The sequence below is a fragment of the Cyclobacterium sp. 10D3-21 genome, from assembly GCF_055809755.1.
The window spans coordinates 1,386,279-1,400,606 of sequence record NZ_CM147924.1 but is presented as its reverse complement, the minus strand read 5'-3'; the positions used below and the strand labels follow the sequence as shown (position 1 = coordinate 1,400,606).

Below are 14,328 nucleotides of genomic sequence, written 5' to 3'. Positions count from 1 at the left end.
TGACAGAATCGCTTTCGTAAACTATAAAAAAGAAGAAAACCGCATCCCTTAATACCCCATATCCTAGGCAATAAAAATTCTCTCAACTTGCCCCATACTTGGTTTTAAGAAAAAAATGGTGAACTCGTCCGATGGTGTACTTTCGTTTTTTTAATTATTGGTCTTCATCTTTAGTGTGATCTCTCCAATATTGTATGCATATATCGAAGCGGGAAGAAAAGTAAATCTCAAACCTTGTATTTCTTTCATCCCCATTTGATTAATTGAAGTGACAACGGCAGATTTAAGGCTATTTGCTTCACAAAAGTTAATTAAACTTTTCAATTCTTGGGGTTTATCGAAATATCGGTTACTCCATTTAATTTCTACTCCCCAAACAGGTTTATAGTTTTTATCATCTACCAAAACAAGATCTACCTCCCCTTCATTTCTGCCGTCTTTCCATCTAGCATAAGTTAAATCTAGTTGCTCTCGATGCATCCATTGTGAAAGAATTGCTGTTTCAACCATGTTTCCCATTTCTGGGTCTGTTTCACTTATAGGGGAAAATAAAGCCGTGCGAAGAGATGGGTTGGTAAGATATACTTTGAAGCTTGTGATTCTTTTTAATCTTTTCGCATTGACCCCAACCTTATTTAATACCTTAATTAAGAATGCTGCTTCTAAATATTCGAGATATTTTTTTAATGTATCCTTTTGAATCCCACTTTCTCTAGACATGGTCTCATATGAAAATTCATTACCAGTATTATAAGCTATGTAGGTGAAAAATCTGTTTAACTCCTGAACATCTTTGATTCCGTACAAGCTTGGAAGATCTCTAAGTAGCACTTTGTCTACAATGTCATTTTTCACATACCTACCCATGTCACCTTGTGTTTTTTCAGATAACACAACCTCTGGATATCCACCAAAATTTAAATAATGGACAAATTCTTTATTCAATGCTTTAGGATCATGAGTTAAGCAATACTTTATATCCTTGGACCCATATTGAATCTCCCCTTCAAACATTAAGTGGTCTAGTTTTTTTAAATGTATATATTCCTGAAATGTCAATGGAGGCAACAAGAAATCAGTGAATCTACCCGCACCACTTTCCGTACTGTGCCATTTCAAAGCTGCTGCTGCGGAGCCAGAAACGATAAATTTTATTTCCGGATATGAGTCAACCAATACTTTTAAATGTCTTTCCCAATCTTTCAAGTATTGTATTTCATCAAAGAAGACGTAACAACCGTTTAGGTTTTCAAGGCTTAAAGAATCTTTACATAAAGTTAAAACATCCTCCAAGCTTAAATTGACATAAATTGGATTGTCAATCCCGATAAAGAATAATCTATGAGGATTCGTTCCTTCTTTCAGTAAATTTTCTATACAATGAAATAACAATACTGTTTTACCAACCCTTCTAGGCCCCATTAGAACTAAAGCCCTCTTAATGGTCCTTTCAAGGACGAATGGATAAAAGAGATCAAAGTATAATCTCCTGGACATTAAGCTATAGGTGCTCGGTATCTCTTTGGTAATCCACCATGGATTTTCATATCGAAGACGTTCAATAATCTTTTCTGTCGGAATAAGGTTCATCATTACCATATTTTCATCTTAATACAGCAATATAGTAAATTTAAATATATCGTAACCTATCTATTAATACAAATAATGAAACTTTAGGAGAAATACATAGTAAATGGATAGTTAATTGGACAATTGCTCAGCTTGTCGCAAATAAGCATAACGGTTAGTTTAATATTCTTTCTCCATTTTTAAAGTTCACCTCTTCTTTAAGTTTCCTTAACTCACTAATCAACATCCTAGCGTCCCATCTAACACTTTAAAACTTAACAATACTTTATGTGGCCGTCCTACCCTGATTCCTAACAAATCCCAAAACCCCATAGGGGTGTCATTTTTGTAGCCAAGGCTGTGAAGCCTTGGTCGAAACAATCAGCACAACCCGATTTTGGCGGTATTGTTGCTTTTTTCTGCAACAATGCTGACAAAATCACTTTCCTAATTTCTGTTAAAAAAAGTCGGATGAATTTTGCCCATTGTTAAGCGGTAGGCATTTTTTTTCAGTACACTATTTTCCTATTGTTCAGCTCTACATTAAATTTTACGCTTGCCCCTAATACTTCAAAAACTTTTATAATGGTTGAAAATCGGGCGTCTGTTGTGCTGTTTTCAATTTTAGAGATTTGTGCTTTTTTTACGCCGACAAGTTGGCCAAGTTGTTCTTGTGTCAAATGACGTTCTTTTCTTGCTTGTTTTATGGCATATCCCAAAAGGTCAAGGCGAAGTTCATTCTCAAACTCGTCGCGCTTTTCTGTTCCTTTTTTGCCGATATGTTTATCGGTCATTTCTTCTAAGCTGTATGTTTTCATGTTTTCTTGTAAGTACTCAGCTCGTGCTGCTTCTATGTCTGAAATCATCGCCTTTGCAGCGGCTTTTCAGTTGGGATCTGTGATCTGTGATTTTGTGATCTGTGATCTGTGCCTATTTTATGAAAACACCAACATGAAGGCAATTTAAAACCATCACCTATCACCACATCACACGATCACTTCATTGCTAAATCACTACATCACTTCATCACCCTGAGCCTGTCGAAGGGTCAAACCAGGTGGTTCCAATTGTCAGAATGATTGGGTTTTGGCCACATTTTTTTATTTCTTTTTTCAACCAAAATAATACCCTGTGTCTATAATTGTATTTCCATGTAGCCTTTCTACAGTTAAGTACCATTCAGCATAATTATGGCCTTTAAAAGCAATGTAAATTCTGTCGTTGTCTATGTTAAGGTCATAGTTCTTAGATACTATCATTTGTTCTAATTCTTGATAGTCTGAATCGTCCAATATTCTTTTGCTTATCCATTTAGCTTCATTAAGCCAATGGTCAATATTGCCGGTTGAATGATCATCATTTGACTTGACTAGTTTGCCTGAAATGCCAAAGTGATAACAACCTCCTCTTTGAGCATACAACGTATCACCGTTTTGGAGAAGAATGGTTGCAGTTTTTGTTGAATCATTCCATGTGTAATTTTTAAATTCCGGAATGTGCTGAATGAACTCGTCCGATTGTGTGGTTAGATCAAAAATGCAATCGTCTTCGGTCTCCTTTTCCGAGATGTTATTTGATTCTTGATTTGTCGATTGTGTTCCACTTTCCGGTGAATATTCAGTCTCATTAAATACTAAAGTTTCGTTTCTGCTCGCTTTTTTAGAGCAACTAATTTGAAGTCCCAGAATTAGAAGGATAAGTATTCTCAGTTTCATTTTACGAAAATGTGGTAACGTTCTGGCTAAACTTCGTTTTATTGTAATTTAGGTTTTGCACTGTTTATTTGATATTCTTTGGTCTTTATATTTAATCACAAATTCCTGCGCCTCTTTTATTGTCTTCGGCCATTCAACATAATTATCGGATTTGCCTTCCTGAATTATATGTTGAAATGGAAAACCTTCAGAAACCAGAAATCTTACTAGGTCCCAATTTTTCTTATCAGTTTTTTTTGGAGGTCTAAATCTCTGATTGAGCAGGGTCATGTAGTTATTACATTCAGGGCAATCCCCGATTTTTAAATGGGTTAAATCGGACCCTAAATTCTCGACCCTATAACACTCCAAACAAACTAGCTTATGTCCCATATCTTTTAATTCAACACAACATCCGAATACAATCACATTCCATCTTTCAACTTGCATGTATATGCATTATATATCAGGATTTTGCAAAAGGAATTCAGCATAGGCGGCTGATTTTTCATCGGCTACTGATTGTTTTAGGTCGTAGGCTTGTCTGGTTTCGGTTAGCTTTGCTTTGCCTTCTCCGATCGCTGCGGCATCATACCCTAATTCAGCCATGATCGCAGCGATTCTCGACTGGGATGCTACATTGTCCAATGCAATCCTGTACTGCTCTAAAATTCCGGCTTCTGAAAATTTGGGTTTACTGGCCATACAAATTGAATTTAAAGGTTTATAAAAACATCATGAAAATTCCCATTCATAACCAAACCCTCACCCAATCACTAGATCACCCCATCACTACATCACCCAATTTCCTTACATCTCCCTTCCTACGACCTGCATTCGCGTTCCTACCGCTTACAAGCCTATACCTTCACATCTCACTAAGTCATTGACCCTATGGCTATAACTATGAATATAATAAATTTTTATGAAATCAAAAAAAATGGGGTAACCAAAGATTATATTAAGCTTAATGAATAAGTTTATATTGTTTATAAATTCAAGCCAGGTTTCGGAACCTAAGCTTGTCAAATGGTTCAAGCCATCAAAATGCTTAGTTATCAGGTACAGTTTTTTAATTTTTCAGGTTGAATTGATTAATCCCAACTCAAAAACTAACTTATTATTCAGTTTGATTTGTTTCCCAATTGGGTCATAAAATTCTGAATAAACTTTATTCTTATCTATATACTTCTAAAATAGCTCTCTTTTGTCCCACCTTCAGTTCAGAATTCAGATTATCCGTCAGCTCAATATTTTTATAGAGTAATTTTTCCTCAAGTGCTTATTTCGGTTTAATTGGTTTTGCTTTAAGTCCAAAAACATTGACACGGATAAATTCAACGGTTTTTTTATACAACCTATAAATTCCAAGGATTAAACCCTCAAAAATAAAATCAACAAATATCCGACTAATAATTTCTCCTATAATATCAATTACGATCATAATTATATTAAATCAGTTTTTCGGTTTTCTCAAATGGATCATGTAAAGTTGAGTCTGACAGGCCACTTTATTTATACCTATAAAGATAATAATAAGAAGCAAACTATCAGCGCTATTTACGAAAGCGTATCCTGATAAATACAAAAAAATCCTATGGAAAAATCGGGTGAACAATGAAATTATTTCCGCCTAAAGCTTAACAATAGACTACTTATTTTTTTCTACTTAAGATTCAACCCTGGAAGATTAAATCCCTCTATAACCACTACACCCCTTGATTCCTACAAATCAAATGCCTGGTGATCTTTGTAGTAGAAAAGTCTTCTCCTGAAAAACCGGGATCAAAACTGTCCCCAAATCTATGGGTACACCTATTGAAGCTACAACGGGTTCATACTTGCACATTTCGGCTTAAATATTTGAAACAACGGAGCTTCAGCGAATTCCCCACGAAATTTACTGTCCGCTTTTCTTCAGGGTTAACAGTCAATTGCCCTAGAAGGGTTTACACCTACTGGATAAATGCCACTTCGTGGCGCACTAACTTTCAAGCTATGCGCAGTGTGTACAAGGGCATTGTCTATAGTTGTTATTTTGCCTAATTTATTTTAACCATTCTTTTTGATTATTAAACTTGATTTTAAATTCATTTGCCTCAAATTCAATATTTTTATGATTACGAGTGTAAGCATTGCATTTAGGTGTGATAATAAGTTCAGCATTGTTCAGCTTTAAAGTTTTAATCATGCGATACATCCCAATTCCATTCCCTTCTACATTTATTTTTTGAGCAATCTCTGAACGAAATCCACGTGTCGTAATTTTTCTCAAATCTGAAGAGCTAATTTTTATCGAAATCATAATAAACAAAATATAGAAGTCGTCACCCTCTTGCTTAAATATGATTTTATAATTCGTTTTTGGGCAACAGTACTTAATGGAATTGTCCATTAAATAGAATAAGGATACAAATAAGGAGTCGTAGTCTATATTCAGCGATTTTTCGCAGGCATCTAAAAAAACATCAATTTTTTTAGATTCAAAATCCCGTATAAATATTTGAAGAATTGATAATAGTATAGGTCGTATAGGAAAGTCCGATTTACTTACAAAGCCAGAAGGTTTTAAGGTTCGTTCAAATACGGAAAACTCTACTTTGGTTGCTAAGTTGTACTTGATTAGATTTAGAAGAGTGAACGCTGTTACATTCGGCTTTTCTTTAATTATCTCCTTTACCTTATCGGTTTGTTTGTTAATATTTTCTGTCAGAAAATCTTGAGGAATTAGAGCAAACAGGTCTTGAATTGAATATGTATTAAGTGAAGTTACATTGTGGATAAATTCTTCGTTCTCCTTATTATGTAAATTAATCAGGTCATTTCTAAAATTAACTGCAGGTTTTAACGCGATAGTGCTTAACTCCACGAGTTCATTGAAGAACTTCTTACGGTTAATAAACTTAGATTCTGTAGTTAAAACGAAAATAGATCCAAATTCATTTTGTTTACAGCCCATTCGAGCTTTTCGATTTACACCTTCAATTTCAATTTCAAAAACATTGTTTGGGTTTGGATTTTCGTATATCAGACCTTTTGCACAAGGAGGGAAATTGTCAAAAACATATTCATCCAACTTATTTTTTGCATAATAATATGTCCTCATCTATCTTACCATTTTTGAAAGACAATAATTGTCAGCGACATTTTGAAACTGTATTGGGAGTGCATTTTTTTCAATACGGGCATCAATTATATCCCAAGCTTTGTGAAATGAATTGGCATCTTTTTTTGCCGAATAAATAACAACTTTCTTTTCCGGGTACTTCTGCTTAATCATGTATGCTAGATCTAGGCCTTCATATTCGAGCCCTAATAATCTCCCTACTCCATTGATGTCAACGAAAACAATATCAGCATTTTGAACTATTGGTAAATCAATACTTTTTACATCCTTTACTGTTTTTGTATTCTTCCATCCGCTGTTCTTCAAAATTGTTACTGTATTAAACTTTGCATCATCATCAATAAATAGAATATGAGTTTTGGGTTTTTGTACTTCAATTATTGAGTGTCTATCGCTAATAGGTTTTATTTTGCTTGTAGCCACTTTTTCGTTCTTATCACCCACATTTACTTTTACACTGACATTTTGTGTGTTATTTATCTTTTGTATGTTATTCTGTTGAGGTCCACTCAGACTTTTTTGTTTATCTTTTATTTCTTTATAGGAAAACAATTTTGCTAAAATAAAACCTAAGATTGTTAATGCAGAAACTGAAGCTAAAATTAATGGTTCATAATCATAATTGGTTTTGTAAGCCCAAATGGCACCTCCAATTAAACCTATCAATGCTCCTATAAATGTTATTGTATTCTCAATTATTTTCATTTGTTTCAATTAGGTAGTAAAATAGAGCCTGATTGCCTACTTTATTAATACCTCTAAAGATACTAATAACAAGTAAAATCAGCGCCCCCTTCATCAAACCTCATCCCAAAAAAATTGAGAAGACATCGAAATACACAATTTCATGGCTGATGGTAAAAGCTACAGAAACTAAAGTCCAAAGGTAAATTGTATGGTGCGAAGGGCATTAGAAAGAACTTTCCTGTCAAACCGCTAAGTAGCCGAAGAACAGGTTTGACACATGTAATTTGACTAACCGTCGAAGCTGCGCTTCGGCGGGGTTGACGAAAGCGCAAAAGGTTCAAATACAGCATATCTGCCCTATGCTCTATACAAAATGTTGTGTGCTGCCATTTCTACATAGAAAATCCCATTTGAGTCAACCGAATTCCTCCTGTACCAACACTTAAATTTCCACCCAAACTTATTCCTCCAACTTTCATAATTGAATTATCTGCATGAACTTTAAAATTACCTGCATAAAAATCACCTGTAATTCGCAAAATTGCATCTACTGGATTCGCTCCAAGTTCTTGAGGAATTGGTCCTGTTTTAGGTAAAGAAGAGTCTGTGGAATCTAATTGCTCGATTCTTATAATAATACTATCATCAGGTCTGTAAGCAGTGAGTACTTTGTCATTTTTTTCAATTCTAACGGAATCGTCTTTTACTACCGGTTTACTTTTAAATAATTTAATTTCTCTTTCATTATCAGAGTCTTTTATGTCACAGTCAATAGCTAAATGAGAGCCATTAGACCTTTCATTAAAAATTTCTCTAATTTTGAAGAATTCCTTATTCTTACCATTAATTTCTACATTAAAAACTCCATTTGTTCCAATAAGCATATTAGAACCAATCATAATTGCATATTTCATATCTTACGTATTTTTTGGTTGCCCATAGCAATTGCATATAACCACATTTAAGCCAAGGAGTTGCCTATATATCAACTATACCCCCAACTCCTTCGGCGTATTCCCCCGTTAAATTAACAATTTAGGCCAACCAAACCATTGCAAACACTAAAATATTAATATAATTTATTAAAAACGGTCAGAAAACCGATATAAATGGACGTTTATTCAACTAAATCACAGAATATCCTTGGGTTTACTCTTTTACCACTTCCATAATTTATAAGCAATAACCCCTAAAACCCTTCCCCTCACACAAAAAAAAGCAACCAAAACAAATGCTTGGCGGCTTCCATTCGGTGATAATTGAGTACAGACAATAAGTAACTATCGTCTCGGTTTTAATTGGCCAAATCCCACCAAACATGGGTAATATAATTATCGGCTCCTTGGCTGCTTACAGCAGCGTTATAGTTTTCTACGTTGCGTACAGGCTCGTTGTCTTGGTACCTTTGCCTGCCAGGGAACAATCCTCCGGTTTTATTGTCGGGGTAGTTGATAGGGGTTAAGACTGGGTAAACAGATTTGCTGACGTTGGAAAAGGCTTCATAGGCATTCAGGAAGGTAGAAATCTTAATCGCTAAAAAATATAACCAAGTAAACACACAGCCTATACTGTTTTTCTATAGCGTTCTGAAAATTCAAGTGCATCAATATGGCTAATCATTGGTGGGTTTTTCCAAGGTGTTTTGTGATTGGTCCTACTCCCACAATTGACAATAATGTTCCCATCCATAATCGGCTTATAAAAAGTGTCCAATTATTTCTCTTGTTCTATTTTTTCCAGCAATAATTGCTTGACGAATTCCCATTCTTCTTTGAACGCTGTTAACTGTATTTTTAGCATCTCAAGAGAATCCTCTTCGGTCTCATCTCCTATTTCGGCAGCGATATCAGCCAAAAGATTACAGCGAATGGCCATCATTGAACCCTTTATTGAATGCGCAATTTGGCTAATGGTTTTGCTATCCTTTTTCTTATACGCCTGATTGAGTTGGTTTATTTTATCCGGCATGTCAGCCAATAACATTGAGATTAAAAGTTGCGCACTCTTTATATCTCCTCCAAGACTACTTAATAGTTCGCTGTATCCGAAATGAACTTCATTTGTGGCAACTGCCTCCTCACTATTTGTATTGGCTTTTTTTGCCAGCCGAATGAATTTATTCAGCACCAATTCAATTTTTTGTACCTCTAGTGGTTTTGTCAGGAATTCATCCATTCCTGCAGCCAAACACTTCTCTTTTTCCTCCTTTATTGCTCCCGCTGTAAGTGCAATAATAGGAATATGGTTGCCGGTACTATTTTCTATGGCTCTAATTTGCTTGGTGGCTCCAATACCATCAAGTTCAGGCATTTGTATGTCCATAAATACTATATCAGGATTGAGCTTCTGGTATTGTTCTACAGCCATTAAGCCATTCTTTGCTTCATAAATATCGCTATTGGGCATTAATTGGAGCAGCAAAGTTTTGCTTAGCACCATGTTCAAGGAATTGTCTTCAGCAACGATGATTTTTATCTTTTCATTTGGCTCAATTGCATAGGTTATTTCTTCCGTTTCTTTCTGTGGGCTAGTTTTTAAGTCTTGATTTAAATTGGAGAGATAAATGAATAGATCATTGCTTTTGACAGGCTTGGTTAAACGATAACGAACCCCAATTTCCATACATTTTTGGTGAAGTGCTTCATCCTGAGCGGAAGAGTAAAGTAGAATTACCGGCTGTTTTTCAAGGTTTAAATTCAACTTTTCCTTCATGAGGCGAATGGTTTCCAGGCCATTAATATAGGGCATATTATAATCGCAAATGATTACATCATAAGGCAATGCGGTTTCCAACAATTGTAGTGCCTGAAATCCATTTTCACAGGTATCTGATTCAATCTGCCATTGATTAAGCATTTGTTGCAAAATAACCCGGTTGTTGGCATTGTCATCAATAATCAAACAGCGTTTTACACCTCCAATCTGTTTGTTGTCTGGTTTTTCTCCTTCCTCAAAATGAGTCATGATCTCAAAAAAGAAAGTAGTGCCAACGTCAGGTTCACTATCAATATTGATTTTGCTTCCCATTTTTTCTGCAATCATTTGCGAAATGACAAGCCCTAAACCAGTACCTCCAAATTGACGCGTTGTGGAACTGTCTGCTTGAGAAAATGATTTGAAAAGCTTGGTTATTTGTTCTTTGTTAATGCCGATACCGGTATCTTTTACAGAAACTTTAAGGGTACCTTGATGGCCATCGAGTGGAAAAAAAACTACTTTAACGATCACTTCCCCTTTTTGGGTGAACTTGACGGCATTGCTTAAAAGGTTTGCCAAAATCTGCTGGGTACGAATGGGATCTATGTGGGCAAAACGAGGCATATTGGGATCAATATCCATTAACAATTCAAGCGCTTTCTCTGCTGCCGAGAATTTGACGATATCAATGGAATTTTCGAGAAGCGCTATCATATCGGTCTTCATCACCTCAAGCTCCAACATGCCTGCTTCTATCTTAGAAAAATCAAGAATATCGTTGATAATACCAAGTAGCGTATGGCCTGACACATTGGCGCTATTCACATATTGCTGCTGAACAGGGCTAAGTGGCGTCTTGGTAAGTAAGTCGGTAAAGCCAATTACTCCATTTAGTGGGGTACGGATTTCGTGGCTCATGTTAGCCAAAAACTCAGATTTTGCTTTACTGGCCGTTTCTGCTTGTTCCTTAGCAATCTTCTGCTCTTCCTCCGCATTTTTCTGAGGGGTAATATCAACATTGGTCCCTATCCAACGATAGGGTTTGCCAACTTCATCCCGGAGAATTTTTCCCCGCGTCATGATCCAATGCCAGCTGCCATTTTTATGAAGACAGCGATGTACTATTTCATATTTTTGAGTGATGCCATTCAGATGATCTGATACAGATTTTTCAATTGAAGTGACATCATCAGGATGCCATAGTCTTTGCCATCCCTCAAAGGAATTTTCTATTTCTGAGTCTTCATACCCAAGCATGGCTTTCCATTGTCTGGAGAGAACCACCTTGTTGTTTATCATGTCCCAATCCCAGATACCTGCTTCCGTGCCATCTATGGCCACTGCAAAACGCAATTCGCTTTCCTTCTTCTCTTCATCTTCTTTTTTGCGTTCGGTAATATTCTTATGAGTGCCTACAACCCGTGTCGCTTCTCCATTTTCGTTTCTTTCAACTACTTTTGCTGTGTTCAATATCCACAGATACTTACCTTCCTTGTTTCTAAATCGGTATTCATGGCTAAAGGTGTCGCCATTTTCCGGTGTTTGTGTAACTTCGTTGATCGCTGCAAACACCCATTCAATATCATCAGGATGCAATCTGTCCGACCATTCACTTGCTAAGGATGCAAGCTCGCCCACTTTATACCCCAGCATTTCTACCCATGCCTTTGAAAAGACTGTAACACCATCCATAGGAGTCCAGTCCCAGATCCCGTCACCCGAAGCATCCATCGCATAATTCAATCGCTTTGTGAGTGCTTCTTTTTCCAATTCAATGTTCTTTCTTTCCGTTATATCCTGTGCTACTCCCCTTAGTCCTATAATTTCCTTGCTTTCACTGTGTATCGCTTCCCCACGTACCCACATCCACCCGTAGCTTCCATCTTTTTTAATGCTTCTTAGTTCTAACTCATATGGAATACCTTTTTCTATAGTTAAGGTCATGGAGGAAGAAACTTGCTGCCAACTTTCAGCAGTAAATAACTTCATGTGTTCGGTGTAGGGAGGAGGGGGCTTCGTGGGGTCGAAGCCATAAATTTTATAAAGCTCCTCTGTCCAAACCACCTCATTGGTTTTTAGATCAAGTTCCCAACTACCTAGCTTAGAAACTTGTTGGGCGTTGCGAAGTAGAGCGGTACTCTTTTGAAACTTTAATTCGGTATTTTTAAATGCTGTAATATTTTGGTGAGCCCCCAATATTCTTAGTGGTTTGCCATGCTTGTCTCTAACTGCTAAACCACGGCACCTTATCCATACAGTAGAGCCGTTTTTATGCGTGTACCGTACCGTTTGGTCGTAAGGATAATTTGGGTTTTCGAGATGTTTGGCAATGTTTTCCGTAGCAATTTTTAAATCATCAGGGTGAATAATGTCTTTCCATGCCGAAGTTTTGTGTGGCATTTCATTGTGGTTGTACCCTAAAACATCCCAAAATTTAGCATTCATCCATTCTTCTTCAGGATTTTCCAAATCCCAATACCACATGCCATCCATACAAGATTCTTGAATGAAATCGAAAATTCGCTCATCTGATTTAATGAGTTCGTAAAGTTCTTTTTTGAGGTAATTTGTTTCCATCAATGAGCTTTTTATTCTGTTTAAAAAATTTGAATAACATGTGTATTTAGCTATTTTTTAGGTGGGAAGTTGCGTACTTTAGAATTAATCGCCCAGCTCCCTCAACTTGTTTTTTTGTAAATTAGGGATTTCAGACAAAGATTGCATTGGAAACGCTAAAATATTAAGGATAACTGTGAGAAATGTGAGAATCTTTGCAAAAAATGGATGTTATTTCCCAGGCCAGCACATCCATAGGTTTATCCTTTATTTTTTTGGATTATTATAAGCGGTGGGCGGGAAAGTCTACCTTTGGCCCTTTACAAAAAAAAAGCCACCAAGATTTACTCTTGGCGGCTTCCATTCGGTGACAATTGAGTATGGACAAAAAGTACCTATCGTCACGGTTCTAATTGGCTACATCCCACCATACATGGGTGATGTAGTTATCGGCTCCTTGTCTGCTTACTGCTGCGTTGTAGTTTTCTACGTTGAGTACAGGTTCATTGTCTGGATACCTTAACCTACCAGGGAACAATCCTCCGGTTTCATTGTCGGGGTAGTTGATAGGCGTCAAGACTGGGTAACCAGATCTTCTGACATTGGAAAAGGCTTCATAGCCATTCAGGAAGGTAGCTGCCCAGTACTGGGTATTGATTTGCTCCAGCGCGGCTTCCATATTTGAAGTGCCTACAAATGGATTGGCAGTCAAATAAGCAGTGATCTCCTGGTCAGTGATGGTTGCTGACTGGTCGTATTGCTGAAGCATTTTCATGGCTTCAGACACTCCCGTCTCGTAATAGGCAGCAGCATCTCCACTTATCCAGCCTCGCACTGCGGCTTCTGCCATCATGTACTGCACTTCAGCATTGGTGATGAACATCCTTGGCCCATCTAGCTTGGCATATACAGACCTGTTTACACCGGAATATTGGTGTTCCTGACCAGGGCTGTCTGGATTGTAGCTAGGGTGAGCCTCAAGGGTTTGTCTGTCCAAACCGTTTGGCAAGCCTTTTTGAATGGCAGGATCGGTGTTTTTAGTGCTTATATTGGTAGGGTCAGTATAGACGGCTACCGTGTGTTTCAGCCTGGGATCATTGTGGTCACTTAAGAAATTAAAGAAAGTGGCAGCGATTTTACCAGGACTCCTTGTGCCAACACTTATCGTCCAGCTCATGCCATTGGCTAGATCGGAGGAGGTACCTGTAGGATCTGTTCCGCTGATAAAAAGGTTGTCATCGTTGTCGGTAAATACGCCACCCGCTACCGCTTTTTTGACCCAGGCTTCAGAGGTAGATGGCTCTACTTTAGACAAGCGCATTCCCAGCCTAAGCATCATGGAGTTTCCCAATTTCTTCCATTTGGCGATGTCGCCATCATAGGCAATGTCTGCTTCGGAGAAATTGTTTTTGGTTGCATCCAATTTGCTAACAGCATCCTCAAGTTCGCTTAGCATATCGAGGTAAATGTCCTTTTGGGCATCATACTTGGGCTTGTAAATTTGCTCATAATAACCTCTGCTGGATTCAAAATAAGGAATGTCGCCATACATATCTGTTAACCTGTGGTAAATGATGGTTCTCCAGATTCTTGCCATCTGGTGCAGGTTGTTGAAATCTGCATCCCCTTCCGTTTGGATGACAATGTCCTCAATTAGTTTGGCGGTATTGCCATAAGTAGCATTCCAAAGTGCCTCATTGTTGCCTTTATGATAAACGTATTTGTCACCATGGTAATCAAAGATCCCCACATTACTCAAAGAGGCCATTTGTTGCACAAAACAGGTTCCATAATACAAGCTGGTATTGTGATCTCCCTGCGCGGACTTTAGTTGTGCGGTAGTCAATAAAAAGGAAGGATTGAATTGATCGGCAGTGACTGCATTCGGGTCTTTATTAAGCTCTTCAAACCCCTGGTCGCAAGACGCCAGGATCACGAGACAAAATAAAATCGCGTTTTTTAACAGATTATTTTTCATGATAATTCGGTCTATTATTG

Annotated in this window: 11 protein-coding genes; all 11 read right to left on the bottom strand. The window is 37.2% G+C overall.

What is annotated here, in order from left to right; genetic code table 11:
- Window positions 1-150: 150 nt before the first annotated feature.
- The 11 genes from AC0L7T_RS05890 to AC0L7T_RS05840 all read right to left on the bottom strand — a co-directional run bounded on the left by AC0L7T_RS05890 (window position 151) and on the right by AC0L7T_RS05840 (window position 14,308).
- Window positions 151-1,593, bottom strand: coding sequence for an ATP-binding protein (locus tag AC0L7T_RS05890; RefSeq protein ID WP_473341561.1), 1,443 nt, complete (start codon window positions 1,591-1,593; stop codon window positions 151-153).
- A 485-nt stretch (window positions 1,594-2,078) separates the two neighbouring features.
- The gene (locus AC0L7T_RS05885; RefSeq protein WP_473343355.1) at window positions 2,079-2,387 is read right to left on the bottom strand and encodes a helix-turn-helix domain-containing protein; all 309 of its coding nucleotides are present in this window, start codon (window positions 2,385-2,387) and stop codon (window positions 2,079-2,081) included.
- A gap of 294 nt (window positions 2,388-2,681) precedes the next feature.
- Window positions 2,682-3,284 carry a hypothetical protein gene (locus AC0L7T_RS05880; protein ID WP_473341560.1) on the bottom strand — a complete coding sequence of 201 codons (603 nt, stop codon included), beginning with the start codon at window positions 3,282-3,284 and terminating at the stop codon, window positions 2,682-2,684.
- A 48-nt stretch (window positions 3,285-3,332) separates the two neighbouring features.
- Window positions 3,333-3,713 carry a hypothetical protein gene (locus tag AC0L7T_RS05875; protein WP_473341559.1) on the bottom strand — a complete coding sequence of 127 codons (381 nt, stop codon included), beginning with the start codon at window positions 3,711-3,713 and terminating at the stop codon, window positions 3,333-3,335.
- Window positions 3,714-3,722: 9 nt separating this feature from the next.
- On the bottom strand, window positions 3,723-3,968 hold the full coding sequence (locus AC0L7T_RS05870; RefSeq protein WP_473341558.1) for a hypothetical protein: 246 nt from the start codon (window positions 3,966-3,968) through the stop codon (window positions 3,723-3,725).
- Window positions 3,969-5,310: 1,342 nt separating this feature from the next.
- Complete coding sequence (locus tag AC0L7T_RS05865) at window positions 5,311-6,369, bottom strand: sensor histidine kinase family protein (protein ID WP_473341557.1); 1,059 nt, start codon at window positions 6,367-6,369, stop codon at window positions 5,311-5,313.
- Window positions 6,370-7,095, bottom strand: coding sequence for a response regulator (locus tag AC0L7T_RS05860; protein WP_473341556.1), 726 nt, complete (start codon window positions 7,093-7,095; stop codon window positions 6,370-6,372).
- Between the two features lie 374 nt (window positions 7,096-7,469).
- Window positions 7,470-7,991 (bottom strand): hypothetical protein, encoded by a 522-nt coding sequence (locus AC0L7T_RS05855; RefSeq protein WP_473341555.1) that lies wholly within the window; start codon window positions 7,989-7,991, stop codon window positions 7,470-7,472.
- 380 nt (window positions 7,992-8,371) lie between these two features.
- Window positions 8,372-8,635 carry a SusD/RagB family nutrient-binding outer membrane lipoprotein gene (locus AC0L7T_RS05850; RefSeq protein WP_473341554.1) on the bottom strand — a complete coding sequence of 88 codons (264 nt, stop codon included), beginning with the start codon at window positions 8,633-8,635 and terminating at the stop codon, window positions 8,372-8,374.
- Window positions 8,636-8,790: 155 nt separating this feature from the next.
- Window positions 8,791-12,351, bottom strand: coding sequence for a PAS domain-containing protein (locus tag AC0L7T_RS05845; RefSeq protein WP_473341553.1), 3,561 nt, complete (start codon window positions 12,349-12,351; stop codon window positions 8,791-8,793).
- A 388-nt stretch (window positions 12,352-12,739) separates the two neighbouring features.
- The gene (locus AC0L7T_RS05840; RefSeq protein ID WP_473341552.1) at window positions 12,740-14,308 is read right to left on the bottom strand and encodes a SusD/RagB family nutrient-binding outer membrane lipoprotein; all 1,569 of its coding nucleotides are present in this window, start codon (window positions 14,306-14,308) and stop codon (window positions 12,740-12,742) included.
- Window positions 14,309-14,328 lie beyond the last annotated feature (20 nt).